At 70.2% G+C, this 24,517-nt stretch carries 23 protein-coding genes; 13 read left to right on the top strand and 10 right to left on the bottom strand.

All coding sequences use genetic code 11. The annotated features are described in order from the left end of the window. Positions 1 to 20: 20 nt before the first annotated feature. The 3 genes from AB0F88_RS36365 to AB0F88_RS36355 all read right to left on the bottom strand — a co-directional run bounded on the left by AB0F88_RS36365 (position 21) and on the right by AB0F88_RS36355 (position 3,330). Positions 21 to 911, bottom strand: a complete 891-nt coding sequence (locus tag AB0F88_RS36365) for a carbohydrate ABC transporter permease (protein ID WP_362695109.1) — start codon at positions 909 to 911, stop codon at positions 21 to 23. Continuing rightward, the gene (locus AB0F88_RS36360) at positions 908 to 1,981 is read right to left on the bottom strand and encodes a sugar ABC transporter permease (protein WP_362695106.1); all 1,074 of its coding nucleotides are present in this window, start codon (positions 1,979 to 1,981) and stop codon (positions 908 to 910) included. The genes AB0F88_RS36365 and AB0F88_RS36360 overlap by 4 nt, the downstream gene beginning before the upstream one ends. Positions 1,982 to 2,073: 92 nt before the next feature. After that, positions 2,074 to 3,330 (bottom strand): extracellular solute-binding protein, encoded by a 1,257-nt coding sequence (locus tag AB0F88_RS36355; RefSeq protein ID WP_362695449.1) that lies wholly within the window; start codon positions 3,328 to 3,330, stop codon positions 2,074 to 2,076. A gap of 167 nt (positions 3,331 to 3,497) precedes the next feature. Here AB0F88_RS36355 and AB0F88_RS36350 point away from each other — a divergent pair, with 167 nt between their 5' ends. After that, on the top strand, positions 3,498 to 4,232 hold the full coding sequence (locus AB0F88_RS36350; protein WP_362695103.1) for a GntR family transcriptional regulator: 735 nt from the start codon (positions 3,498 to 3,500) through the stop codon (positions 4,230 to 4,232). A 56-nt stretch (positions 4,233 to 4,288) separates the two neighbouring features. Here the strand turns inward: AB0F88_RS36350 and AB0F88_RS36345 are convergent, their stop codons facing one another. Beyond that, positions 4,289 to 5,560, bottom strand: a complete 1,272-nt coding sequence (locus tag AB0F88_RS36345) for a hypothetical protein (RefSeq protein WP_362695100.1) — start codon at positions 5,558 to 5,560, stop codon at positions 4,289 to 4,291. Next, the gene (locus tag AB0F88_RS36340; RefSeq protein WP_362695097.1) at positions 5,557 to 6,081 is read right to left on the bottom strand and encodes a SigE family RNA polymerase sigma factor; all 525 of its coding nucleotides are present in this window, start codon (positions 6,079 to 6,081) and stop codon (positions 5,557 to 5,559) included. Before AB0F88_RS36340 ends, AB0F88_RS36345 begins: the two co-directional genes overlap by 4 nt. A 141-nt stretch (positions 6,082 to 6,222) precedes the next feature. On the opposite strand from AB0F88_RS36340, the gene AB0F88_RS36335 reads away from it, so the two are divergent. The 5 genes from AB0F88_RS36335 to AB0F88_RS36315 all read left to right on the top strand — a co-directional run bounded on the left by AB0F88_RS36335 (position 6,223) and on the right by AB0F88_RS36315 (position 10,387). Further along, the gene (locus AB0F88_RS36335; protein ID WP_362695094.1) at positions 6,223 to 6,909 is read left to right on the top strand and encodes a nucleoside/nucleotide kinase family protein; all 687 of its coding nucleotides are present in this window, start codon (positions 6,223 to 6,225) and stop codon (positions 6,907 to 6,909) included. A gap of 239 nt (positions 6,910 to 7,148) precedes the next feature. Then, a complete protein-coding gene (locus AB0F88_RS36330) occupies positions 7,149 to 7,730 on the top strand; it encodes an RNA polymerase sigma factor (RefSeq protein WP_362695091.1) in 582 nt (193 codons plus the stop codon). A 2-nt stretch (positions 7,731 to 7,732) separates the two neighbouring features. Next, on the top strand, positions 7,733 to 8,830 hold the full coding sequence (locus AB0F88_RS36325) for an LCP family protein (protein ID WP_362695088.1): 1,098 nt from the start codon (positions 7,733 to 7,735) through the stop codon (positions 8,828 to 8,830). 164 nt (positions 8,831 to 8,994) lie between these two features. Beyond that, positions 8,995 to 9,234 (top strand): hypothetical protein, encoded by a 240-nt coding sequence (locus AB0F88_RS36320; RefSeq protein WP_362695085.1) that lies wholly within the window; start codon positions 8,995 to 8,997, stop codon positions 9,232 to 9,234. Positions 9,235 to 9,730: 496 nt separating this feature from the next. Continuing rightward, positions 9,731 to 10,387, top strand: coding sequence for a DUF2064 domain-containing protein (locus tag AB0F88_RS36315; RefSeq protein ID WP_362695082.1), 657 nt, complete (start codon positions 9,731 to 9,733; stop codon positions 10,385 to 10,387). 48 nt (positions 10,388 to 10,435) lie between these two features. On the opposite strand, the gene AB0F88_RS36310 is transcribed toward AB0F88_RS36315, so the two are convergent. After that, complete coding sequence (locus AB0F88_RS36310) at positions 10,436 to 11,722, bottom strand: endonuclease Q family protein (protein ID WP_362695079.1); 1,287 nt, start codon at positions 11,720 to 11,722, stop codon at positions 10,436 to 10,438. 234 nt (positions 11,723 to 11,956) lie between these two features. On the opposite strand from AB0F88_RS36310, the gene AB0F88_RS36305 reads away from it, so the two are divergent. The 3 genes from AB0F88_RS36305 to AB0F88_RS36295 all read left to right on the top strand — a co-directional run bounded on the left by AB0F88_RS36305 (position 11,957) and on the right by AB0F88_RS36295 (position 14,896). Next, complete coding sequence (locus AB0F88_RS36305; protein WP_362695076.1) at positions 11,957 to 12,814, top strand: SAM-dependent methyltransferase; 858 nt, start codon at positions 11,957 to 11,959, stop codon at positions 12,812 to 12,814. A 331-nt stretch (positions 12,815 to 13,145) separates the two neighbouring features. Beyond that, on the top strand, positions 13,146 to 14,369 hold the full coding sequence (locus AB0F88_RS36300; protein ID WP_362695073.1) for a helix-turn-helix domain-containing protein: 1,224 nt from the start codon (positions 13,146 to 13,148) through the stop codon (positions 14,367 to 14,369). A gap of 128 nt (positions 14,370 to 14,497) precedes the next feature. Further along, positions 14,498 to 14,896 (top strand): hypothetical protein, encoded by a 399-nt coding sequence (locus AB0F88_RS36295; protein ID WP_362695070.1) that lies wholly within the window; start codon positions 14,498 to 14,500, stop codon positions 14,894 to 14,896. A gap of 115 nt (positions 14,897 to 15,011) precedes the next feature. Here the strand turns inward: AB0F88_RS36295 and AB0F88_RS36290 are convergent, their stop codons facing one another. From AB0F88_RS36290 to AB0F88_RS36275, 4 genes are all read right to left on the bottom strand, one after another. Then, complete coding sequence (locus AB0F88_RS36290; protein ID WP_362695067.1) at positions 15,012 to 15,548, bottom strand: NUDIX hydrolase family protein; 537 nt, start codon at positions 15,546 to 15,548, stop codon at positions 15,012 to 15,014. A 209-nt stretch (positions 15,549 to 15,757) separates the two neighbouring features. After that, positions 15,758 to 16,723 (bottom strand): acetylxylan esterase, encoded by a 966-nt coding sequence (locus AB0F88_RS36285; protein ID WP_362695064.1) that lies wholly within the window; start codon positions 16,721 to 16,723, stop codon positions 15,758 to 15,760. A 339-nt stretch (positions 16,724 to 17,062) separates the two neighbouring features. Next, positions 17,063 to 17,563, bottom strand: coding sequence for a flavin reductase family protein (locus tag AB0F88_RS36280; protein WP_362695447.1), 501 nt, complete (start codon positions 17,561 to 17,563; stop codon positions 17,063 to 17,065). 21 nt (positions 17,564 to 17,584) lie between these two features. Continuing rightward, positions 17,585 to 18,625 (bottom strand): LLM class flavin-dependent oxidoreductase, encoded by a 1,041-nt coding sequence (locus tag AB0F88_RS36275; RefSeq protein ID WP_362695061.1) that lies wholly within the window; start codon positions 18,623 to 18,625, stop codon positions 17,585 to 17,587. A 660-nt stretch (positions 18,626 to 19,285) separates the two neighbouring features. On the opposite strand from AB0F88_RS36275, the gene AB0F88_RS36270 reads away from it, so the two are divergent. The 4 genes from AB0F88_RS36270 to AB0F88_RS36255 all read left to right on the top strand — a co-directional run. After that, positions 19,286 to 20,803: an acyl-CoA carboxylase subunit beta gene (locus AB0F88_RS36270; protein ID WP_362695445.1), complete on the top strand. Its 1,518-nt coding sequence runs from the start codon at positions 19,286 to 19,288 to the stop codon at positions 20,801 to 20,803. Then, positions 20,803 to 20,994: an acyl-CoA carboxylase subunit epsilon gene (locus AB0F88_RS36265; RefSeq protein ID WP_362695058.1), complete on the top strand. Its 192-nt coding sequence runs from the start codon at positions 20,803 to 20,805 to the stop codon at positions 20,992 to 20,994. Before AB0F88_RS36270 ends, AB0F88_RS36265 begins: the two co-directional genes overlap by 1 nt. Positions 20,995 to 21,013: 19 nt before the next feature. Next, positions 21,014 to 21,757, top strand: a complete 744-nt coding sequence (locus AB0F88_RS36260; RefSeq protein ID WP_362695055.1) for an alpha/beta fold hydrolase — start codon at positions 21,014 to 21,016, stop codon at positions 21,755 to 21,757. 37 nt (positions 21,758 to 21,794) lie between these two features. Continuing rightward, positions 21,795 to 24,517, top strand: a 2,723-nt coding sequence (locus AB0F88_RS36255) for a type I polyketide synthase (RefSeq protein ID WP_362695051.1), incomplete at its 3' end; no start/stop codon positions are given.

The raw sequence follows: 24,517 nt of genomic DNA, 5'->3' as shown, positions 1-24,517 counted from the left end.
CGGGGCCCGGGGAGGCCCGCTCACCCCTTGACGGAGCCGGCGATCATTCCCGAGGTGACCCTGCGCTGCAGGACGAGGAAGATCAGCAGCACCGGCAGCATGAAGAGGGTCGAGGCGGCCATGGTGGCCCCCCAGTCGGTGCCGAAGACGTTGCTGAAGGAGGAGAGCCAGACCGGCAGGGTCCGGTCGTCCTGGTTCTTGATGATCAGTGCGTTGGCGAAGGCGAACTCGTTCCACGCGGTGATGAAGCCGAACAGGCAGGTGGACATCAGACCGGGGGCGAGCAGCGGCAGGACCACCCGGCGGAAGGCGGTCGCCCGGTCGCACCCGTCCATCAGCGCCGCCTCCTCCAGTTCGGGGGGGATGGCGGCGAGGAACCCGCGCAGGGTCACGATGGTGAACGGCAGCGTCGTCATGAAGTAGATCAGGGTGAGCATCGACAGCTTGTCGAGCATGTTGGTGTCGCGGGCGATGATGAACATCGACACCAGCAGCGCCTCCCAGGGGGCCATCTGGGCGATGAAGACCATCAGGATGAACGCCTTGCGCCCGCGCCAGCGCATCCGGGCGACCGCGAACGCGGCGAGCAGCGCGACCACCAGGGCGAGAAGCACCGCGCTCGCGGTGACGGTGAGGCTGTTGCGCCAGAACGTCCAGAAACCGTCCGCGCTCACCGCGGTCGCGAAGTGATCCAGGGTGGGGTCGGCGGGCCAGAAGGTCGGGGTCTGCGACTGGATGTCCCTGGTGGGCTTGAACGCGGTCAGCACCATCCAGTAGACGGGGAAGACCGAGACGGCCAGCACGGCCAGGGCCGCCAGGTTCAGCGGCGTGCGGCGCAGCAGGCGGCCGGACGTCAGGCGGCCGGGCGGTGTGCGGTCCGGTGCCGGGCGGCCGGGTGTCAGGACTGTCACGTTTCCTCCCCTTCGTGCTTGAGCATCCGCCGGAGGTGGGTGATCAGCAGGGCGATCAGGATCAGCACGGTGAGGGTGGAGATCGCCGAGCCGAGGTCGTACTTGTGGAGCGATTGCGCGACCTGGAACGCGTAGACGGGCAGCGTGGTGGTGGCCTCTCCCGGGCCGCCCTTGCTGATCGCCCAGATCTGGGCGAAGCACTTGAACACCCAGATCACCTCCAGCGAGGCGATCAGCCCGAAGAGCGGTCGCAGGATGGGGAAGGTGACGGCGGTGAAGACCTGCCGCCCGTTCGCCCCGTCGATCCGCGCGGCCTCGTACAGCTCGGAGGGGATGGTGGTCAGCCCCGCGTAGAGGGTGAGGGCGGCGAACGGCACGGACTGCCAGACGACCAGGGCGACCAGGATGGCGAAGGTGGACGTGCCGTCGGCGAACCAGGTGTAGTCCCTGAAGGACTCGAACCCCAGCGTGACCAGCAGCCAGTTGACCACCCCCAGCCGCGACTGGAACAGCCACTGGAAGATCGTGGTGGCGGCGAGGACGGGGGTGGCCCAGGTGAGCACCAGGCCGCCCAGCACGGCCAGGCGCATCCCCCGGCCCAGCCGGGCGATCATCAGGGCCACCGCGGTGGAGATGACCATGATCAGGACGACGTTGACGGCCGTCCAGGCCAGGGTCCTGCGCACCACGGCCCAGAACTCCGCCCCGCCGAGCACCTCCGCGTAGTTGCCCAGGCCGACGAACTCCGCGCCGCCCCGGATGAGTTCACCGGTCCTGAAGTGCTGGAAGGAGATGACGACGCTGCGGATCAGCGGGTAGAGCAGCAGGTAGGCGGTGCCCGCCAGGGTGGGCGCGATCAGCAGGTACGGCCAGAGGCCGGCGATCCGGGACGGCCGCGCCCCGGACCGCGCCGAGGACGGTCCCGGCCGTCCGGGCGGTCCATTCCGTCCGGACTGCCCGGACTGTTCGGATTGCTCGGGTTGCTCGGGTTGCTCGGGTGCGGAGGCGTCCCGGTCGCGGGCGCGCCGCCGTGTCGGGCGCCCCGCCGGGGCCTGGGGGGCAGCGGGCATGACACTCCTCGGAGCGGGCGGGCGGGCGGGCGGTACGGGCGGGTGGGGGGTCCGGCACGGTTTCCCGCGGGCCGGTGCGCGGTGGACGGGTGTCAGGACTTGGTGTTGAGGATCTCGGCGATGCCCTGGTCCACCGTGGCGGCCTCGGTGGCGGGGTCGCCTCCGGTGAGCACCCTGGTCAGATACTCCTTGATCAGGTTCTTGGCCTCGACCGCCGCCCAGTTGGGGGAGTTGGGGGTGGCGTGCCCGTTGGCGGCGCCCGCGGCCATCGCGGCCGTCGCCTCGTTGTCGCTCAGCACTCCGGCGAGGGAGACGCGGTTGGGCACGTAGCTCATCTCCTTGGCCATGTCGGTCTGGAACTTCTCACCCGCGAGCGCCTTGACCACCTCGTACGCCGCCTCGGGGTTCTTCGACGCCTCGGGGATGACCAGGTCGGAGCCGCCGGTGAACACCGCGCCCGGCTTGTCGGCGGTCTTGCCGGGGATGGGGAAGAACCCGAGCTTGCCCTTGAGGTCCGGGTCGGCCTTCTCGATCGCCACCGCGCCGCCCGGGGCGGAGATGAGCTGGGCGACGTCGCCCTTGGCGAAGACGTCGGCCTGCGGCGGCCTGGCCTCGTCGGAGTCCTTGGGGCCCTTGCCCAGCGCCTGGAGCTTCCGGTAGAACTCGACCCCGGCCTGCGCCTGGGGGGTGCCCAGGCCGCCCTTCCAGGTGCCGCCCTCGTTGACGGCGAGGTCGCCGCCCTCGTCCCAGATGAATCCCGCGAGGGTGTACCAGTTCTGGCCGGGCAGGTAGATGCCCTGGTCACCGCCCTTGTTGAGCTTGGCCGTGACCTCCAGCCACTCGTCCCTGGTCTTCGGCGGAGAGGTGATCGAGGCCTTGGCGAACAGGTCCTTGTTGTAGATGACCACCCGGTTCGCGGCGTACCACGGGATGCCGTACTGGCGTCCGTCGATCTTGCCCGGTTCCGCCAGGCCGGGCAGCCAGTCGGCGCCGCCCAGATCGGTGATCTTGTCGGTGAGGTCCTTCACCCCGCCGCTGGCGGCGTACTCGGCGACCTGGGTGTTTCCGACCTCGATGACGTCCGGGGCGTCGTTGCTGGCCAGGGCGCTGGTGACCCGCTGGCCGATGCCGTCCCACTCCTGGATCTGGATGTCGAGGGTGACGCCGGGGTGGGCCGCCTGGTAGTCGGTGCGGAAGCGGTCGAGCAGGGCGTCGGAGAAGCTGTCGCGCATGACCCACACGGTCAGGTTCGTGGAGCCCTGCCCGGTGCCGGCCGAGCCGGGCGAGTCCGCGGAGGGGGACGGCTCGGAGGAGCCGCATGCGGTGAGGCCTGCGGCGAGTGTCAACACTGCCGCGGTGGCGCGGAGGCGGTACCCCATCGGTACTCCCAGAGGTCAGATATTGGTAAGTAATTGGCCTGCTCCGCATAGGGTGGCTCTTACCACTTCTGTCGTCAAGGCCTGTTTTTTAGGGGACGACAGGTAACAAATAGGTAAGATCTTGGTAAGCTGGGGCGGTGACTCTAAACATGAGGTCCGGGCTTAAGCGCGACCGGGTGCGCGACGTCCTGCTCGACTTCATCGCCGACATGAAGCCGGGCGAGGCGATCCCCTCCGAGCGGGATCTCTGCAAGGAGCTCGGGGTCTCCCGGCCCACGGTGCGCGCGGCGATAGACGATCTGGTCATGTCGGGGCTGCTCGTCCGCGAGCACGGGCGCGGCACGTTCACCGGACCGCACCGGGTCACCCAGGCGCTGGCCTCGACCACGGGCAACTCGTTCTACGCGCCGCCCGCCGAGGGCAACTGGCTCAGCCGGATCCTGGAGTTCGGCTCCACCCCCGCGGGCGCCCGGCTCGCCGGCCGGCTCCAGCTCTCTCCCGCCGACGCCGTCCTGCGGGTCGTGCGGCTGCGCGTCGTCGACGACGAGCCGATGGCGATCGAGCGCATCCACCTGCCGTACGCCTTGGTCGACGGACTGGTCCCGGCAGACATGGAGTCGGGCTCGTTCTACCGGCTGCTACGGGAACGTTTCAACGTCGACGTCCGCAGCGCCGTGCAGACGATAGAGCCCACGGTCACCGACGAGACCGAGGCCGAGCTCCTCCACGTCCCCCAGCACGCCCCGGCCCTGCTCTTCGAGCGCACCACCCGCGACGTCAACGGCCGGATCGTCGAGTTCACCCGCTCGATCTACCGCGGCGACCGCTACCGGGTGACCTCCGAGCTGTCCTTCAACGCCGACTCCGGCTGATCCCCGGACGCTCCCCGAAAGGCGGGGCCGGGCACGAGCCCCGGCCCTTCCCTCCCTCACCTGATGGCGGCCAGGTCCACGACGTACATCCTCTTCCCGACCCGGTAGGCCATCAGCCGGTCGAAGCCGCCGTCGGGGATGAGCATGCCTCTCCTCTTGTCCTGGCGTACGCCCAGATCGGCGGACGTGCCGGTGACCAGGTCGTAGAGGAAGACGCCGCCCTCCATGGGCATCCTCTTGTAGAACCGCTCCAGGCCGGGATCGTCGCCCAGCTGGACATCGGGAGGCAGCGTCCGCTCCCGGGAGCCGTCGCGGTCGCGGACGAAGTTGCGTGGGCCGGCCCCCGTGGGCAGGCTCTGGCCGTGACACCGGTTGACGCCGCACCTGACGAATCCCTCGTCGGGCTTGACCACGGCGTCACGCCGCTCCCCCGTCTCGACGTCGAACAGCTCGGCGAAGACGATCAGCTTGGCCAGATCGCCCTGCTTGAGCAGGTTGTCCCGATCGGTGTGGCGGCCCACCCAGGGCCACCGCAGGAGGTACCGCCCGTCGGTCCCCGGCACCGCCCGCGGCTCTCCGCCGCGCAGCGGCACCCGGTACACCCCACCGCTCTCGCGGGAGAAGACCACGTCCCGGCCCACCACCTCCAGCTTCCCGATGTGGCCCTTCTTCATGATGTTCTCCAGCGGGACGTCGGCCACCTTCCGAGGGATGCCGCCGCCGACGGGCACCGTCCAGATCCGGGCGACCCGCTGCCTGCCCGGATCCTTGTACGACGCCCACCAGACGACGTCCCCGCCGCCCGCGGTGACGTCTTCGGCGTAGAGCGTCGAGTTCCTGGTCGGGATCTCGGCGATCCGCCGGGGGCCGCCGCCCTTCAGGTCGTAGGTCCACAGGAACTGCCTCGTCCCGTCGCTCCTCCCCGTCATGACGAGCATCGTGCGGTCGTCGAGAAGCGACTGCGGGTGGTAGGCGCGGCCGTCGGGCAGCTTGGCGGGTAGCTTGTGCAGGGCCCGCGGCCATACCCGCTCGATGGGCGGCGGCTTCTCCTCCGGGGCCGGTGCCGGGGTCGGCCGGGGCGTCGGCCCCTGCGCGTCCGTGGCGTTCACCGCGGGCTGCTTCACGGCCGGCGGGCCCAGGGTCCGCACCGCCGTACCCGCCCCGCCGGCCACCACGACCACGGCCGCCGCCGCGAGCAGCGCGGCGGGCGCCCGCCGGGGGCGGCGGCGTGCCCGGACCGCCGCGGACAGCCTGATCCGCGCCCGCTCGGGCACCTGGTCCGCCGCTCCGGCCAGGACGCGGCTCAGCTTGTCTTCGATGTCGGTCATCGCGTGCTCCCGTGGGCCGCCGGTGAGGAGGAGAGGGAGGACCGCAGCTTGTCCAGGCCGCGGGAGGCCTGGCTGCGCACGGTCCCCTGGGAGATGCGGAGCACCTCGGCGATCTCGGCGTCGGCCAGCTGCTCGTAGTAGCGGAGCACCAGCACGGCGCGCTGTCTGCGGGGCAGCGCGGCCAGCTCCTGCCAGAGTCCCTGGTCCTCGTCGGAGGGGAAGACCGCCTCCCAGGCCCGCTCGGGCGGCTCCCCGGTGAGATGCTCGCGCCTGCGCCGCCGCCAGATGCTGACGTGCAGCCGCGCCATCGTCGTCCGGGCGTAACCGTGCGCGTCGGTCTTGCGCCGCACCCTCGGCCAGGCGTCGCGCAACCGGGTCAGCGCCTCCTGCGCGAGGTCGGCGGCGTCGTGGGGGTTGCCGGTCAGAACGTACGCGTAGCGGAGCAGCGCCTCACCCCGCTCGGCCACGAAGTCATCAAAACCGGGCTCGTCGTCCACATGCCGTCCCTTCTCCATCGTCATGGCCTAGACGCCGAAAAACCAGGAAACGTTGCACCACGCCGCCGATGCGCACGGACCGCGCTGGATGTCGGCGGGTAGCTCGGCTACGTTCGTTCAGATGACGACCACCTCGACTGTCCCGGTTCGGGGTGGTCTGCTCCGATGACATCCCTCGACGATCTGGTGGTCCGGGCGCGCTCCCTCGTACGGGAGGGGCACCGCGCGCTGCTCGGCGTCACCGGAGGCCCGGGGGCGGGCAAGACCACCCTCGCCGAACACCTGGTCCGCCTGCTGCGGCCGGCGCCTCCCGAGGGCCTGCCGGAGCGGGAGTGGGTGGCGTACGTGCCGATGGACGGCTTCCATCTCGCCGACGTCGAGCTCGACCGCCTCGGGCGCCGCGACCGCAAGGGTGCCCCGGACACCTTCGACGCCGCCGGGTACGCGGCCCTCCTGCGCCGCCTGCGCGAGGACGAGGACGATCCGGTCTACGCGCCGGCCTTCGAACGCGACCTGGAACAGCCGATCGCCGGCAGCATCCCGGTCCCGCGGGCCGCCCGGCTCGTCGTCACCGAGGGGAACTACCTGCTGCTCGACCAGGGCGACTGGGTGCGCGTACGGTCCTGGCTGCACGAGGTCTGGTACTGCGACCTCGACCCGGACGAGCGCGTGCGCCGCCTCGTCTCCCGGCACGAGCGCTTCGGCAAGGACCCCGACGCCGCGGTGGCCTGGGCGCTGGGAACCGACCAGCGCAACGCCGACCTCATCGCCACCACCCGCTCCCGCGCCGACCTCGTCGTCCCCGACACCGTCCTGCGCTCGATCGGCGACCCCGGGACGGGACCCGGCTGACGCGGACCGGCTGACGCGGACCGGCTGAGACAGGCCGGTTGACGCGGACCGGTTGACGCAGGGCGGTTGACGGAGACCGGTCGGCCCGGCGAGGCCGGGTCCGGGGAAGCCGCGCGATTCGCGGGCAGGCCGTCTCGTGGGCCGTCTCGCGGACCGTGAACCCGGTCGGGGGGTCGTGGCGATACATCGCTGATCACTTTTCCGACGGGAAGGCCGGCCTTCATGCCATGGTGCCCGCGATGACCGCGCCACTCACCGCCCAGACTCGCGACTGCGACCTCATCGACGAGTCGCGGACCCGCCCGGAGGCGTTCGCGGCGCTGTTCGACCGCTACTCCGGAATGCTCTACCGGTACGTCTCCCGGCGGCTGGGCCCGGAGATCGCCGAAGATCTCGTCGGCGAGACGTTCCTGGTCGCCTTCGCCCGCCGGAGCCACTACGACCTGGCCTACGCCGACGCCCGGCCGTGGCTGTTCGGCATCGCCACCAGGCTCGTCTCCCGGCACCACCGCACCGAGGCCGCCCGTTACCGGGCGCTGCGGCGCAGCCCCGCCGAGGGCACCGTGGAACCCCCCGCCGACCGGGTGGTCGCGGAGGTCACCGCCCAGGTGACCCGCCCGGCGCTCGCCCGCGCGCTGGCCGGGCTCTCGTCCGGGGACCGCGACGTCCTGCTGCTGGTCGCCTGGAGCGACCTGTCGTACGTGGAGGTCGCCCGGGCGCTGGACATCCCGATCGGCACCGTGCGGTCCCGCCTGAACAGGGCCAGGCGGAAGGTACGCGCGGAGTTCGGCGACAGCAATCCGATGCACGAGGAGGAGTGACCATGGACGATCTGACGATGCTCCGCGACCTCGGCCGCGAGCTGGAGCACGAACCGCCCGCCACGCTCGCGCACCAGCGCGCGCGCCTGCTCGACGCCTCGGCCGGTTCCCCCCGGGGTCTGTCCCGCGCCCCGGCCCGCTCCCGATGGCGGCTGCCCCGCGCGATGCGCGGCTGGCCGATGCTCGCGCTGGTCGCGGCGGTCACCGCCGCCGTCACCGTCGTTCCCGTCGTGCTCCTGAGCGGGCGCCCGCTCGCACCGGGCCCGTCCGTGCCGGGTCCCTCGGGAGACCGCCCGTACAAGCAGGGAGAGGCCCTCAACGTGCTGGTGGTCGGGGTCGACGGCGAGGCGCTCAGCCCCCGTTGGCGCGAGGCCGCGGGGATGCGCAGTGACACGATGATCCTGCTGCACATCTCCGCCGACCGGCGGAAGACCCGGGTCGTCAACATCCCCAGGGACTCGATCGTCCGCATCCCCGCCTGCGAGTCCCCGGACGGGACGGCGCTTCCGGCCAGAACCGACATGATCAACTCGGCGTTCCACGCGGGCGGGCTGTCGTGCGCGTGGAAGACGGTCGAGTCGACCACGGGGATCCATGTCGACCACGCGGTGGAGATCCATTTCTCCGGGTTCAAGGGCGTGGTCGACGCGCTCGGCGGGGTGGAGGTCACGCTGCCGCGGCCGGTGGACGATCACAAGGCGAAGCTGCGGCTGCCCGCGGGAAGGCGTCTTCTGCTCGACGGCGAGCAGGCGCTGGGTTACGTGCGGCTCCGCAACTTCGGCGACGGGACCGACCTGGAGCGGATCAAGCGCCAGCAGCATTTCATGAGCAGGCTGCTCATGAAGGCGAACAGTCAAATGGACAACCCCGCGAGGCTTCTCGCCCTCATCACCGAGGTGAAGAAATCGGTCAGGACCGATGCCGGATTCGACCTGGGGGCGATGTACGCCATCGCGCGGGGCATGGCGAAGTTCGCGCCCGGCTCGGTCACGTTCTCCACGGTTCCCACCCGTCCGCATCCCGAGGATCCGAACCGTCTCGCGTGGGACGGGGCCGCCGCCGAGCGGCTCTTCGCGGGGATCAGGAGGGACACCGGGTGAGCCGGAGGGCCTCTCGCTCCCGGGTGCCGTCGAGAACATAAGTGGATAAAAGGGGTAATAGTGCCGAATGTGGCTCGGTATGATTTTTGATGGTCGATGTGGTTCGTCTTTCCGGAAATAAGGTGATATCTCCGTGGAAACATCCGCACGTCATGGGAGAACCCATGTCCGTTGCACGCTGCATCACCACCGCCGCCCTCGCCGCCCTCACGGTGGCGCTCACCGCGCCGGTCGCGTCCGCCGCTCTCATCCCGCCCCGGCCCGCCGTGCCGGGCGAGTGCTCGCTCTTCGGGGCGGTGACCGTCAGGAAGGGCGATCGTACGGAGACCTGGACGTGGGGGCCGGGCTACCAGAGCTACCTCAGCAGTGAGAGCAGTTCCCGGACGTTCACGCAGACCATGTAGGAGTTCACGCGGGCCGTGCGGGGCAGGGCCGGTGGGATGTGCCCCGTACGCGGGCCGCGAGCGACGGACGCGTCCTCGCCGGCGCGGATCTCCGGCTCCGGCCGGGTGCCGACGGCTCCGGCCGGTGAGGCGGAAGCCGTCGGCACCCGGCGGCCCGAATTCCCGATCATTCTCTGACCATGGGCCTGAACTGGTCATTTCTTGGCAGCACGCCACCGTCCCTCAGGGGTGAGCCCGTCCGCCGGTCTTAGCGTCGAACGATGGAGATCGACGTGGTGTCGCCCGGCCCGGACGAGCGGGCGGCTCCGACGCACCGGGTCATGGCCGATCGAGCGGACGCGTGAGCGGCACGGGGAACGGGCGGTACGGCACCGGCCCGTTTTCGTACACCCGGGCCGAACCTTCCCGGGGCGAAACACTCCATGGCTCCCGGGACGAAACGCTCCGTGTCGAGGCGTCCCCGAACCAGAGGGCCTGGGATGAGCCGTCGCGGCGCGTGCCGTCCCAGGGCGGGCTGCCCAGGGGGCAGGTCGTGGTGATCGCCGGGGAGCCGGTGGCCGGGAAGGCCGGGACCGGGTTGATCCCGCCCTTCACCGCGCACGAGGCGGCGGCGCTGGCCGCCGCCGCCCTCGAGGACACGCTGCGCGCGGTCGCCCGCGTCCCTGTCGCCCGGCGCGTGCTCGCGCTCGACGGCGCCCCGGGACCCTGGCTCCCGCACGGGTTCACGGTGCTGCCGCAGCGCGGGAACGGGCCGGACGAGCGGCTCGCCGCGGCCCTCGAGGACGCCCACCGGCTCCTGCCCGGGCCTGTCGTGCTCATCGGCATGGACACCCCGCAGGTCACCCCGGACATGCTGGTCTACGCGCTGTCCCTGCTCAGTGCCTACGACGCGGTGTTCGGCCCGGCGGCGGACGGCGGGTTCTGGCTGCTCGGGCTGCGCGCCCCCGACCCCGCCCTCCTGCTCGGCGTCCCGATGTCGGAGCCGACCGCCGGCGAGATCCAGCTGCGGAGGCTGGGGGAGGCCGGGTTGAGCGTCGCCCCGATGCCCCGTCTCACCGACGTGGACAGCGCGGCGGACGCGTTCGTGGTGGCAGCGCAGGCCCCGCGGTCCTTCTTCGCCGCCACTCTCGCCAGGATGAGCGCGCTTCGGTGAACGGGGCACCGAGAGGCGGTACGGAAGTCTGGAAAGCAGTACGGAAGCCTAGAAAAGCGTCGGAGTGGTGGCCTCGTCCGCCCGCTCCAGCTCGCCCGGCTCGAAGAGCCGGATCACGCCGTACGTGCCGTCGTACCCGGGTTCCCGGATCACCTCGCCGCGGCGCAGCCGTCCGACGGCCTCCGCGAGCGGCGGCGAGTGGGCCGCGATGTCGCCGACCGGTACGTCCTCCAGAATGCCCAGCTCGGGCCCAAGGGCGGCGGTGAGCCTGTCGACCTCCCTGAGGACCTTCCTGCTCTTCGACCCCACGTCGAGGATCTCGCCCACGATCTCCGGCAGCGGTACGAGGTTGCGGAAACCCGCCACGCCCTCCGGCCGGAAACCGTCGGGCCGGTCGGCCAGTTCCTGGACCCGGTTCAGCACGCCCACCGTGAGCGGCTTCCCGCACATGGGGCAGATCCCGTCGCGCCCGCGCGTCTCCTCGGGTTCCATCCGGATGTCGCACCTGCGGTGCCCGTCGACGTGGTACTTGCCCTCCTCGGGGAAGAACTCGGTCGTTCCCGCGTACCCGGCCCCGGTCCGGAGCGCTCGCAGGACGGCGAAGTAGTCGAGGTCGGTCTCGAACACCGTGGTCTCGCGGCCGAGCATGGGCGGCGAGTGGGCGTCGGAGTGGCTGACCAGACGGTAGCGGTCGAGGGCGGAGACCCGCCAGTTCATGGCCGGGTCGCTGGACAGCCCGGTCTCCAGCGCGAAGATGTGTTCGGAGAGCTCGCCGTAGCACTCCTCGATCGTGTCGAACCCGGACTTCGAACCGAAGACGCCGAACCACGGCGTCCAGACGTGGGCGGGCACCAGGTAGGCGCCGTCGCCGCTGCTCAGGGTGATCTCCAGCAGGGCGCGGGAGTCCATGCCGAGGACGGGCCGCCCGTCCGCGCTCAGGTTGCCGATCCGTTCGAGCCTCGCGTTGAACGCCGCGGCCTCGTCGAAGCCCGGCATGTAGACCAGGTGATGGATCTTGCGGGTGCGCTCGCCGCGCCGGTAGATCGTGGAGACCTCGGTGGACAGCATGAACCGCACCTGGTCGGAGGTCACCCCGGCGGGCGGCGGCCCGAGGACGTCCGGGGCGCTTTCCTCACGCAACCGGAACAACCCGGGCTCCGCCGGTACGAGCTTCTCGCGCAACTGCTCGAACCACACCGGATGTGTGAAATCACCGGTGCCCATCAGCGCGATGCCCTTGCGCCGCGCCCACCATGTCAGATGTTCCAGATCACTGTCTCTGCTGCAGGCCCGGGCGTATTTCGAGTGAATGTGCAGGTCAGCATGAAACCGCATTCATCACATTCTGCCACAGGCCAGATATGGAGCTCGGTGAGCAGCCGAACCAGCGCAGATCGGTGACGGTCTCCCCACTCCGCACCGGAAGGACCGGCCGCGCACCACGGGCCCGCCACGCTCTCTGGACTTCACGAGCCGTGGCGCGAAATCCCCGGAAGGTGGCGGGAGTGGAGCCGCCCTCGTGACGAGGGCATGATTCGTCCGTATATATCAATAAATATCCATATCTTCATGGGTTCCTCATATCATTCCCTGAAAACGAGGGACGGTGGTGAGGGCATGGCCGAACAAGAGGTTGTTCCTGAGGGGGTTGACCCGAACATTCCGAGCGTCGCGCGAATGTACGACTACTACCTCGGCGGCAAGGACAACTTCGCCTCCGACCGCGAGGCCGCGGAACGGTTCATCCGGATACTGCCGGGCATCCGCGAGATGGCCCGGGAGAACAGGGCGTTCCTGTCGCGGGTCGTCGAGCTTCTCGCGCGTCAGGGCGTGCGGCAGTTCCTCGACATCGGGTCGGGGCTGCCGACGCAGGACAACGTGCACCAGGTCGCCCGTCGCGTCGCGCCGGAGAGCCGGGTCGTCTACGTCGACAACGACCCCATCGTCCTGGTGCACGGCCGCGCGCTCCTGGACGACAGTCCCTTCACCTCGGTGGTCCAGGCCGACATGCGGGAACCCGAGAAGCTCCTGGCGCACCCGCAGATCGAGAGCGACATCGACTTCGGCCGGCCCGTCGCGGTGTTGATGATCTCGATGTTGCACTTCATCCCCGACGAGGCCCTGGTCACCCACATCATGGCCACGATCCGCGAACGGCTCGCCCCGGGCAGCCACCTGGTCGTCACGCACGCCTTCGCGGGCGAGGTCAGTGCCGAAACGCACGAGGCCGCGCAGGAGGTCTACCGTCCGACCACCGCGGGAGCGATCGTCCCGCGCGGCCCGGAGCGGCTGACCGAGCTGCTGGGCGGAATGGAGCTGCTGGAGCCGGGCGTCGTCCCGGTGGAGGCGTGGCGACCCGGACACGACGGGGAGGTCACCGTCGACTTCACCAGGCCCAGCATCCTCGGCGTCGTCGGGCGGGTCTGAGCGCCACCGTCCCCGCCGGCTCCGATCGTTCCCGCCGGTCCGGGCCGTTCCCGCCGGCTCCGATCGTTCCCGCCGGTCCGGGCCGTTCCCGCCGGCTCTGACCGTTCCCGCCGGTCCGGAGCGTCCCCGCCGGTTCGGGTCCCGCGTGCGCCCGGGGCCCCGGAAGATCGATCCGGCGGATCCCGGACGATCCGATGATCGTTTCCTGTGAAAGAAAGACCGGCGGGCGATTTCACACCGGAAAGGAAACCGCCCGGCGGGAATGTTCATCTCGGCGGAGCCGGCGGGCCGTTATCGTGGAGATGTCGCGCGGGCGCGGGGAGGTGCCGGGATGACCGGGCAGGAATGGGATCCCGATCCGGATGGTGAGAGCGAATCCACAGGTCGTCGAATTGCCAGGACGCGTAAACGCAGAGGGCTCACCCAAATCGGCCTCGCGGCGAAAGCGAATGTTTCTCGCAGCTTGATCGCGCAGGTGGAGGCGGGCCACAAGCGGGCCACCCCCTCGCTTGTCGCGGCCGTGGCGAGAGCGTGCGCGGTCGACGCGGCCGAGATCGTCGGCCGGTTCCACGGAGGGCCGGACAGGGGAGTGGACAGGCGCACCGAGGCGATGCGCGCGGCGATGCCCCCCATCAGGCGGGCTCTGGCCTACGCCGACGTCTCCCCCGAGCTGGAGGTTCCTCCCAGGTCGCTCGACGAGCTCGCCGCGGAGCTGGTCAAACTCCAGAAACTGCAGGGGGCCGCCGCGCACGTCCGCCTCGGTGCCCGCCTGCCCGCGACCATCGAGGAGTTGACGGTCCACGCGGTCGAGTCGGACGCTCCGAGGGCGTGGCGCCTGCTGAACCACGCGTACGCCATAGCGGTGTCCCTGACCCGGCGACTGGGCTACAACGACCTGGCACAGGTCGCCATCGAGCGGGCCGCGATCGCCGCGCCACGCGCCGACGACCCGCACCTGCGGCACCTGGTCTCCCTGTCGCGCGCGTTGTTGCTGCTCACCCTGGGGTCCGGTGACATCGCGTTGACCATGGTGAAGCGGGCGGCGGGTGAGGTGGACCGGTCGGAAACGGCGGGGCTGCAGGTCTACGGCTCCCTCCACCTGCGCGCCGCCGTCTCCGCCGCGCGGATGGGGCACGGGGCGGACGCCTGGGAGCACCACGGCCTCGCGGCGGAGGCGGCGGCGCGGCTCGACGCGCGGCCGGGGCCCGACCCGTACGGGCTGCAGGTGAATCCCGTCAACGCGGTGATCCACGGGTGCGCGGTGGCGACGGAACTCGGTGACTACGACACGGCGATCCGCCTGGACTCGGGGTTCACGCCGTCTTCCAGGCTCTACGCCGAGCGCAGGGCGCATCACGAAATAGACATGTCCAGAACGCACCTGTTACTCAAAGAACACGACAAAGCGCTCAGACGAGTGCTCAACGCCGAGCGAATCGCCCCGCAGATGGCGCGATTCCACCCTACGGCCAGAGAGGCCGTCAGACAGTTGGGAACCTATTACCGGACCGTTCCCGAACAGCTGCGCGGTCTGGAAAGTCGAATGGCCTTCTAGTCTTATCCGGCGTTTTGTTCACGGGAAATCGTGAACACTGGTGGTGACGATTCTTCATAAGGTCGTCGCGATGGTGAGAACCGCGACCCTCGCCATCCGGATCCGGTGAGTCCGACTTTGGAGGATGGGTGACACGGCGTGGGGTGCGGGCTGAGTCCCGGGTGATGGTCGACGAGGCGACGGCGGAACGCCACGACAGGGCGCTGGCGGTCGTGCAGCGGCTGCTGATCGAGCGGGGGATCCGCGCCCACCGCCACCACGCGATGAGCCTGGGGTTCTTCGCCGCCCGCCCGGGGGCTCCCGCCTGGCCCGGACGGGCCGGCCTGCGCTCGCGGACGGACCGGCGCCCGCCCGAGCTGGCAGTGATCGCTCAGGGGCGGCGCGCCGCCACGGTGACCATAGGTCCACGCTCCGGCTGCTACCTGGTGTCCGTCCGTGACGGTCCCACCCTTCACGCCGTCAGGCGGGAGCAGCCCCACCGGGTCGTGGAGCTGATCGTCACCGACCGGCTGGGCGAGCCGTCGTGATCGTCAGGCCGTTCGCCGGTCCCGGGGTCGTCCCGCCCCGAGGCCGGGCCGGACGGCACCGGCCACTCGCGGGGAAGGCGCCCGCGCGGGCGGCCGCCGGAACGGGAACGGGCGGTCAGGAAAGGCAGCCGACGTGGGCGAGGGCCTGCTTCAGCAGGACTCCCTGCCCGCCGAGCATCTCCTGCTGCACCAGCGGGGACGAGGCCTCCTCGGGGGTGAACCAGACAAGGTCGAGGGCGTCCTGCCGGGGACGGCAGTCCCCCGCGACCGGGACGACGTAGGCGAGGGAGACCGCGTGCTGCCGGGGATCGTGGTAGGGGGTGATGCCCTGGGTCGGGAAGTACTCGGCGATGGTGAACGGCTGCGGAGAGGCGGGGACGCGGGGCAGTGCCGTCGGGCCGAGGTCCTTCTCCAGGTGGCGCATGAGCGCGTCACGGACGCGCTCATGGTGAAGCACGCGGCCGGAGACGAGGGCGCGGCTGACCGCTCCGTCCGCCCCGATGCGCAGCAGCAGGCCGACACGCGTGACCACTCCCGTCTCGTCGACCCGTACCGGTACGGCGTCGATGTAGAGGATCGGCATCCGCGCGCGGGTCGACTCCAGTTCCTCGGGAGCGAGCCAGCCGGGCGTGGTTTCGGTCATTTCGGTCATTGACCGATCGTACGTCGCGGTCGGCTCGAAAACGCGTTCCCTCCCCGCAACCGGCTGTCGAAAGCCGGTGCCGGCGGGCACGGCGCTTCGAGGTCTTCCCGCCCGCCGGTGATCTTCCCGTTCCCGCACGGGGTCCGGGTCACGGAACGCGCGCCTCCCCGCACGGGGTCTAGATCACGGAACGCGCGCCTCCCCGGCGGGGTCCGGGGTCAGAAGAGCCGCGAGAGCCACTCGGCCTGCTCGCGCAGCAGGAAGGCCTCGCCTCCCTCGTGGTCGTTCCACTCGTAGGCGATCATCTTTTTCCGGCCGCCGTAGCGGTTGAAGGCCGCGTAGCCCCCCGAAGGCGGACAGGTCTCGTCACGCAACGCCACGCTGAACAGCGCCGGGCAGCTCGCACGGGGCGCGAGGACCGCGAGGTCGAAGTACGCGGTCATGGCCAGGGCGGCACCGGCCTCGGTGCGATGGGTGCGGCACCACTTCACCAGCTCGGCGTAGGGGCCCTGCGTGGCGATGTGAGCGGAACGCCGGATGTCGCAGAGAAACGGGACGTTGGGCATCGCGCCCGCGACCGTCGGATGCAGGGCCGCGGCGGCGAGTGACAGCGCGCCGCCCTGGCTGGTCCCGGTCGTCACGAGCCGCTCCCGATCGGCGAAGGGAAGCAGCGCGGCCGCGTCCACCGCGCGGACCGCGTCGGTGAAGAGGCGGCGATAGTAGTAGGAGTCGCGGTCCGGCAGCCCGTCGGTCAGGAACCCCGGGACGCGAGGGCTCCCCGAGGTGCCCGTGTCGGGGGTGTCTCCCGTACGCCAGGCGCTGCCCTGACCGCGGGTGTCCATGACCAGGTGCGGATGGCCGGCCGCGGACCAGTAGAGCCACTCGTGGGGGAGGCCGCGACCGCCTCCGTAGCCGATGTACTCGATGACGGTCGCCCGGGTGCCGTCGGCGTCCTTCGGCACGAGATACCACGCGTGGACCGGCTGGCCGCCGAACCCCGCGAAGGTCACGTCGTAGACGGTCACGGACCGCAGGGGGGTGTCCTCGACAGGCTCCGCCGTCACGTTCAACGGGTGACCGGCGGCCTCGTCCAGAGTCTTCTGCCAGAACTCGTGGAGATCTTCTGGTGTGTACAGGTTCGGCTGGTAGTTCGCGATGTCGTCCAGGGGTAGTTCCCAGCCCATGGGCCGCCCTCCGTGTTCCTCTCAGAATGTCGCCCGATCCCGGTCGCGACCGTACAGGATCGACGGGGCCGGGGCGATCGCGCCGACGTCCGGCCGACGTCCGGGAGGGACCGGAGCGTCGCGCGGGGAAGGCGACCGGCGCCGCTCGTGCCGTGGAGGAGCTGCCGCTCGTGCCGTGGAGGAAGCGCGCGTTGTATCCGACGCCGCCCTGCCTGAGCCCCCAGCGCTCCGCCCGGCGACCGCGGGGCGCTCACTCATGTCAAGGATGCGGGCAGGGGCAGGACGTACGGCAAAAAGCCCAGGTCCGGGTATGGGCCTGGGCTTTGTGCGGGGTAGGGGTCACGAGACCGTCTGGAGGGTCCGGCAGGGCATGGCCAGGGCGTCGGCGCACACCCGGTGCAGCTGTCCCTGATGGAAGACCAGCGGCTCTTCGTCGTCGTCGTTCGTGGCCAGTGAGGTCACCCTGGCGAGGATCAACTCGTGGTCTCCCACCAGGTGGCTCGTCTCCAGGACGCAGTCGATCCACGCCAGCGCGCCGTCGATCGCCAGATGGCCGCTCTCCTTCGTGGACCAGCCGATGCCGGAGAACCGGTCGGCGCCCCTGGTCGCGAACGATCGGCACACCTCCGCCTGCCCGACGCTCAGCAGGCTGATGGTGAAGGCGCCCACGGCCCTGATCCGCGGCCACGTGGTCGAGGTGTGAGCGGCGCAGAAGGCCACGATCGGCGGTTCGAGGGAGACCGAGGTGAAGGAGTTGACCGTGAAACCGCACGGCTCACCGTCCGACATCGCGGCGATCACCACCACCCCGGTCGGGTACCGACCGAGCACGCGCCGCATTCTCAGGCTATCGATCATCACTCACCGCGCTTCCCACGTCCGCTTGAGCCGGTCGAGATGGTTGAGGCTGTCGAGCACGGTGTCCGTGTCGGGGACGAAGTCGATGAGACAGCCGATCTCGTCGACGCCGATCTTCTCGAGGGAGTGCAGCAGGGCCATGCCGTCGTCGACCGTGCCGAAGAGGCCGCCGGTGTCGAAGTAGCGGTCGAAGGAGATCTCGAGGAGGAACTCGATGTCCTCGGAGTCCATCGATTCGGGGTCCAGGCCGGGAACCAGCTCCTCGGCCGCCTTCATGACCAGCCCGATCGAGCTGCGCAGGTAGTCGGTGAACGGCTGGTGGACCACCTCGCGCACGCGGGCCCGGTCCTCGCCGAGGAAGGTGTGCAGCATCAGCACGACATGGCCGGTGCCGCCGTGGTTCCTGGCGAAGTGCTCGCGGTAGTCGGCCACCTTGTGCACCAGCTCGTCCAGGCTCTGGCCGAGCAGGTGGGTGAGGATGCCGACGCCGAGCTCGCCCGCCTGGCGGAACGTCTCGGGGTTGCCCGAGCTGGTGAGCCACGTCGGCAGTTCCGGCTGGATCGGGGCCGGATGGGTCCGGAGCTTGACCGGCTCGCCGGCGCCGTCGTTCACCTCCACCGACTCCTGCCGCCACAGGCGCCGCACGGTGTCGACCGTTTCGGTCGTCACCTGCCTGCGGTTGCCGTAGTTCTCCGGCCGGAGCGCGAAGTCGTCCAGGTGCCAGCCGGTCGCGAAGGCGATGCCGGCGCGGCCGCCGGACAGGTTGTCCACGACCGCCCATTCCTCGGCGATGCGTGCCGGGTGGTGCAGCGGGGCCACGACGCTCCCGGCGCGGATCGCGACGTGCTCCGTCACGGCCGCGATGGCCGCGCCGGTGACGGCGGGGTTGGGGTAGCGGCCACCGAACTCATGGAAGTGCCGTTCCGGCGTCCACACCGCGGAGAAACCGTGGGTGTCGGCGAATCGGGCCCCTTCCAGCAACAACCGGTACTGGTCGGTTCCTGCCCTTGCCTCGTCAGCGAAATAGAAAAGGCCAAAGTCCAACGGTTTCTCCTAACGTGCTGTAGGGCTCGCATGGAGCACACGCTCGTATACGGCCAAGCGGCACCATTATTTGCCGGATCGGAGAAGCCGAGTAACCCCTAGAATCCACTAGGCGGGCGGGGTCGTGCGCGGCGCGGACCCGGTGACCCCCGGTTTCCGCCCGCTTCCGTCCGCTTCCGTCCGCGCCGACAGCGGGCGGGGATCCCTTCCGAGCACGCGTCGTCGCGGACGGTGCCGCGCGAAACTCCCAGGTGACCGCGCCGCACGGCTGTGGCGCCGTACCCGGGGCCGAGGCCGGCGACGAGCTCGGCCGCGCGCCTCGCCGCGCGGTCGCACCGGATCACAGGCAGGGGTCGACCCCGCTCACGGGACCCCGTGCCGCCCGGCGCCGGGCGCGATCCCCTTACCCCGCGGGCCGTCTCAGGGGACTGCGTAGGGGAATACCGGCTGGATCTTTAGGGGCGAGCCCCGGTAGCTACGCCGCTGTCTCATGGGCTGGAATGAGGCGTGAATGAGGCGGGGCATCCGTTCACGCAATGAATGGCGCATTGTCGAATATCCCTGCTTATTGGCCGAGAGGATATACGCAACGTGACTCTTACCACAGAACGCGGCCTGGAAACACCTCTCTCGCTGCGGGAGAGGGTCGCCGAACTCGGAATGCTCAAGGATCAGGCACGTGGCGGTGATGTCCAGTCGGCCACGGAGCAGCAGCGGGCCAAGGGCAAGCTCACCGTCGACGAACGGCTGGAGCTGCTCTTCGATCCCGGTAGCTTCACCGAGATCGAGCAGCTGCGCAGGCACCGGGCGAGCGGCTTCGGCATGGAGAACCGGCGACCGTACACCGACGGCGTCGTGACCGGGTGGGGCACCGTACACGGACGCACCGTTTTCGCCTACGCCCACGACTTCCGGATCTTCGGCGGCTCGCTCGGCGAGGCGCACGCCCAGAAGATCCACAAACTGATGGACCTCGCGGCGGCGACGGGCGCGCCGCTCGTCAGCCTCAGCGACGGGGCCGGCGCCAGGATCCAGGAGGGCGTGACCGCCCTGGCCGGCTACGGCGGGATCTTCCAGCGCAACGTACGGGCCTCCGGGGTCATCCCGCAGATCAGCGTGATGCTCGGCCCGTGCGCCGGTGGCGCCACCTACTCGCCGGCGCTCACCGACTTCACCTTCATGGTCGACGGCATCTCGCAGATGTACATCACCGGCCCGAGCGTGGTCGAGGCCGTGACCGGCGAGAAGATCAGCCACGACGGGCTCGGCGGCGCCCAGGTGCACGGAACGCTCTCCGGGGCCGCCGGATTCGTCTACGACAACGAGGTGGACTGCCTTGAGGAGGTCCGCTACCTGCTGTCGCTCCTGCCGGCCAACAACCGCGAGGCGCCGCCCGACCTGCCGACGGACGACCCGGCCGACCGGCGCTGCGACGCCCTCCTCGACATCGTGCCCGTCGAGCTCAGCAGGTCGTACGACATCCGCGAGGTCATCAGGGAGATCGTCGATCTCGGTGACTTCTTCGAGGTGCACACCCTGTGGGCGACCAACGTCATCTGCGCCCTGGCCAGGATCGACGGCCACGTGGTGGGAATCGTGGCCAACCAGCCGTCCTCGCTGGCCGGCGCGCTGGACATCGACGCCTCGGAGAAGGCGGCGCGGTTCGTCCAGTTCTGCGATGCGTTCAGCATCCCGCTGGTCACCCTGGTGGACGTGCCCGGCTTCCTGCCGGGCAAGGACCAGGAGCACGCCGGCATCATCAGGCACGGGGCGAAGCTGCTGTACGCGTACTGCAACGCCACCGTTCCCCGTATCCAGGTCATCCTGCGCAAGGCGTACGGCGGGGCCTACATCGTGATGGATTCCCGGTCCATCGGCGCGGACCTGTCCTTCGCCTGGCCGACGAACGAGATCGCCGTCATGGGCGCCGAGGGCGCGGCGAACGTCGTGTTCCGCAAGGAGATCGCCGCGGCCGACGACCCCGAGATGACGCGCGCCGAGATGATCAAGGAGTACCGGCAGGAGCTCATGCACGCCTACTACGCCGCGGAGCGCGGCCTGGTGGACGACGTGATCGATCCGGCCGAGACCAGGGCGGTCCTGGCCCGGTCGCTCGCCATGCTCCGCGCGAAGAACGCGAAGGTCCCGTACCGCAAGCACGGAAACCTGCCGATGTGATGGCCGGCGATGACGACGTCATGTTCCGGTTCGTACGCGGTGAGCCCGACCAGGAAGAGGTGGCCGCGGTGATGGCGGCCCTGTCGCGCATCCTCGCGAGCCGGCCTCGGAACGGCGACGCCCCCGCTCATCTTCCTTCCTGGAATGAGCCCGGGGTCTTCGAGGCGCCGAATTCATGGTCCTCCCGGTGAACCAGGAGAAGGAGTGCAAGTGATCACCGAAACCGGAACGTGGCTGCGGTCTTTCCAGGCCGCGCCGCCGTTCGCCACCCGCCTGATCTGTTTCCCGCACGCGGGCGGCTCGGCCTCGTATTTCCACCCCGTCGCCAGACAGCTCTCCACGCAGCTGGATGTGCTGGCCGTCCAGTATCCCGGCAGGCAGGAACGCCGCCACGAGCCGTGCATAGACGACATCGCGACGCTCGCGGACCGGCTTGTCGAGGAGATCGTCCCGCTGGCCGACCGGCCGATGGCCTTCTTCGGTCACAGCATGGGCGCCGTGGTCGCGTTCGAGGTGTCCAGGAGGCTGCTGACACATGGCATCTCACCGCTGGTGCTGTTCGCGTCGGGCCGACGCGCGCCCTCCTGCACACGCAACGAGACGGTGCACAAGGAGGGCGACCAGGCGCTCCTGGCCGAGGTGCGGCGACTCGGCGGGACCGACCTGCGCATGCTGAACGACCCCGAGGTCGTGAGCATGATCCTGCCCTCGCTGCGCGGCGACTACAAGGCGATCATGACCTACCGATGCCCGCCCGGAATCAAGATCGAGGCACCTGTCATCGCGCTGGTCGGTGACAACGACCCCCATGTCTCGCTGGACGAGGCGCTCCGCTGGAAGGAACACACCAGCGGAGCGTTCGACATGCAGGTCTTCCGAGGCGGCCACTTCTACCTGAACACCCACGCCCCAGCGGTGATGCGGACGATCACCGAAAGCATCCCGAGCGCGTAGATCCCACTTTCGATAGCGCGAAGAGTACGAGGCGAGCATGACTGCGAACGACACCAAGCTCATCGAGGCCCTGCGTTCCTCGCTGAAGGAGACGGAACGGCTGCGCGCGCAGAATCGTTCTCTCACCGACGCGGCGCGCGAGCCGATCGCGATCGTGGGGATGGCCTGCCGGTTCCCCGGTGGGGTGTCCTCGCCCGAGGGCCTGTGGGACCTGGTGGACGCCGGTGCCGACGCGATCGGCGAGTTCCCCGGCGACCGCGGCTGGGATCTGGAGCGGCTCTACGACACCGACCCCGACAACCGGGGCACCTCGTACTCGCGGTCCGGCGGGTTCCTGCACGACGCCGGCGAGTTCGACGCGGGCTTCTTCGGGATCTCACCGCGTGAGGCGTTGGCGATGGATCCGCAGCAGCGGTTGCTGCTGGAGGCGTCGTGGGAGGCGGTCGAGCGGGCGGGCCTGGACCCGGTGGGGTTGCGCGGCAGCCGGACGGGTGTCTTCGCGGGTGTGATGTACCACGACTACGCGCCCCAGCTCTCTGACGTGCCGAGTGAGCTGGAAGGCCTGATGGGCACCGGCAACTCGGGCAGCATCGCCTCCGGCCGGGTGTCGTACACGTTCGGGTTCGAGGGTCCGGCGGTCACGGTGGACACGGCGTGCTCGTCGTCGCTGGTGGCGCTGCATCTGGCCGTGCAGGCGCTGCGTTCGGGTGAGTGTGACCTGGCGCTGGCCGGCGGGGCGACCGTGATGGCGACTCCGGCGACTTTCGTGGAGTTCTCGCGGCAGCGTGGCCTGTCGGTGGACGGGCGGTGCAAGGCGTTCTCCGCGTCGGCCGACGGCACCGGCTGGGGCGAGGGCGTGGGCATGCTGCTGGTCGAGCGGCTGTCGGACGCTCGCCGCAACGGTCACCGGGTGCTGGCTGTGGTCCGCGGCAGCGCGGTCAACCAGGACGGTGCGAGCAACGGTCTGACGGCGCCGAACGGTCCGGCGCAGCAGCGGGTGATCCGGCAGGCGCTGGCCAACGCCGGTCTGTCGACGGCGGACGTGGACACCGTCGAGGCGCACGGCACGGGTACCAGGCTGGGTGACCCGATCGAGGCGCAGGCCATCCTGGCCACCTACGGTCAGGACCGGCCGGAGGACCGGCCGCTGTGGCTGGGGTCGCTGAAGTCGAACATCGGTCACACCCAGGCCGCCGCGGGTGTCGGCGGCGTCATCAAGATGGTGATGGCGATGCGGCACGGGACGCTGCCGCAGACGCTGCACGTTGACGCGCCGTCGCCGCACGTGGACTGGTCGGCGGGCGCGGTGGAACTGCTGACCGAGCCTCGTTCGTGGGATGTGGAGGACCGTCCGCGCCGGGCCGGTGTCTCGTCCTTCGGCGTGAGCGGCACGAACGCACACGTGATCATCGAGCAGGGTCCGGCGGAGGCCGAGGTCGAGGCCGGTGTCGTCGAGTTGCCGGTGACGCCGTGGCTGATCTCGGCCAGGACTCCGGAGGCGCTTCGGGGACAGGCTTCCCGGCTCGCGTCGTGGGTGGAGGGGCGGCCTGAGCTCGACGTGACGGATGTCGCCTGGACGCTGGCGAGCGGTCGCGCGGTGCTGGAGCAGCGTGCGGCGGTGGTGGGCGCCGACCAGGTCGAGCTGGTGGCGGGTCTGCGTGCTCTGGCCGATGGTACGGCGACGTTGGAAGCGGCCGGTGGCGGCCGGTTGGCGATGTTGTTCGCCGGTCAGGGCAGCCAGCGGGTGGGGATGGGCCGTGAGCTCGCGGCGGTGTTCCCGGTGTTCGCCGAGGCGCTGGAGGAGGTCTGCGCGCTGCTGCCGGGGTCGGTGCGTGAGGCGATGTTCTCCGGTCCGGACGAGGTGCTGGCCGAGACGGGGATGACCCAGCCGGCGCTGTTCGCCTTCGAGGTCGCTCTGTACCGGCTGCTCACCTCACTGGGTGTGACTCCGGATGTGCTGGTGGGCCACTCGGTCGGGGAGATCGCCGCCGCTCACGTGGCGGGCGTGCTCTCGCTGCCCGACGCCTGTGCCCTGGTCTCCGCGCGTGCGCGGTTGATGCAGGCGCTGCCGGAGGGTGGGGCGATGCTGGCCATCGCCGCCCCCGAGGCGGAGGTGCTTCCGCTGCTGGAGGGTCGCCAGGATGTGAGCATCGCCGCGGTCAACGGCCCTCAGGCCGTGGTGATCTCCGGTAGCGAGGCCGCGGTGGAGGAGATCGCGGGCTTGGTGAGTGCCCGTACCCGACGCTTGCGCGTCTCGCACGCCTTCCACTCGCCCCTGATGGAGCCGATGCTCGCCGAATTCGAGCAGATCGTCTCCGGATTGACCTTCGCCGAGCCGAGCATCCCGATCATCTCCAACGTGACCGGTCGTCCCGCCGAGCCGGGCCTGCTGACCGACCCGGCGTACTGGGTGCGGCATGTGCGGGAGGCGGTGCGGTTCGCCGATGGGGTGGCTGCCTGCCAGGCAGGTGTGTTCGTGGAGGTCGGCCCGGATTCGACCCTGACCGCGCTGGCTCAGCAGAGCGTCGAGGACGGAACGTTCGTCGCGACCGCGCGCAAGGACCGCGATGAGGTCCGAGCGCTGGTCGAGGCACTGGGTCGGCTCCACACCCACGGTGTGACCGTCGACTGGCGAGCGATCCTCACCCCGGCACGGCAGATCGACCTGCCGACGTATGCGTTCCAGCGGGAGCGGTTCTGGATCGCGGTGCGTGGTGGGGTCGGGGAGATGAGTGCCGCCGGACTGGGTGCGCTTGATCA

Source organism: Streptosporangium sp. NPDC023963 (genome assembly GCF_040639135.1).
Lineage (GTDB): Bacteria > Actinomycetota > Actinomycetes > Streptosporangiales > Streptosporangiaceae > Streptosporangium.
This window is presented reverse-complemented; position numbering and strand designations above follow the sequence as displayed.

Coding starts and splice junctions, on each gene's coding strand:
- AB0F88_RS36360 (WP_362695106.1), bottom strand. CDS start 1,981: ATGCCCGCTGCCCCCCAGGCCCCGGCGGGGCGCCCGACACGGCGGCGC.
- AB0F88_RS36345 (WP_362695100.1), bottom strand. CDS start 5,560: ATGACCGACATCGAAGACAAGCTGAGCCGCGTCCTGGCCGGAGCGGCG.
- AB0F88_RS36340 (WP_362695097.1), bottom strand. CDS start 6,081: ATGACGATGGAGAAGGGACGGCATGTGGACGACGAGCCCGGTTTTGAT.
- AB0F88_RS36335 (WP_362695094.1), top strand. CDS start 6,223: ATGACATCCCTCGACGATCTGGTGGTCCGGGCGCGCTCCCTCGTACGG.
- AB0F88_RS36330 (WP_362695091.1), top strand. CDS start 7,149: ATGACCGCGCCACTCACCGCCCAGACTCGCGACTGCGACCTCATCGAC.
- AB0F88_RS36325 (WP_362695088.1), top strand. CDS start 7,733: ATGGACGATCTGACGATGCTCCGCGACCTCGGCCGCGAGCTGGAGCAC.
- AB0F88_RS36320 (WP_362695085.1), top strand. CDS start 8,995: ATGTCCGTTGCACGCTGCATCACCACCGCCGCCCTCGCCGCCCTCACG.
- AB0F88_RS36310 (WP_362695079.1), bottom strand. CDS start 11,722: ATGCGGTTTCATGCTGACCTGCACATTCACTCGAAATACGCCCGGGCC.
- AB0F88_RS36305 (WP_362695076.1), top strand. CDS start 11,957: ATGGGTTCCTCATATCATTCCCTGAAAACGAGGGACGGTGGTGAGGGC.
- AB0F88_RS36300 (WP_362695073.1), top strand. CDS start 13,146: ATGACCGGGCAGGAATGGGATCCCGATCCGGATGGTGAGAGCGAATCC.
- AB0F88_RS36290 (WP_362695067.1), bottom strand. CDS start 15,548: ATGACCGAAATGACCGAAACCACGCCCGGCTGGCTCGCTCCCGAGGAA.
- AB0F88_RS36285 (WP_362695064.1), bottom strand. CDS start 16,723: ATGGGCTGGGAACTACCCCTGGACGACATCGCGAACTACCAGCCGAAC.
- AB0F88_RS36280 (WP_362695447.1), bottom strand. CDS start 17,563: ATGCGGCGCGTGCTCGGTCGGTACCCGACCGGGGTGGTGGTGATCGCC.
- AB0F88_RS36270 (WP_362695445.1), top strand. CDS start 19,286: ATGCTCAAGGATCAGGCACGTGGCGGTGATGTCCAGTCGGCCACGGAG.
- AB0F88_RS36265 (WP_362695058.1), top strand. CDS start 20,803: ATGGCCGGCGATGACGACGTCATGTTCCGGTTCGTACGCGGTGAGCCC.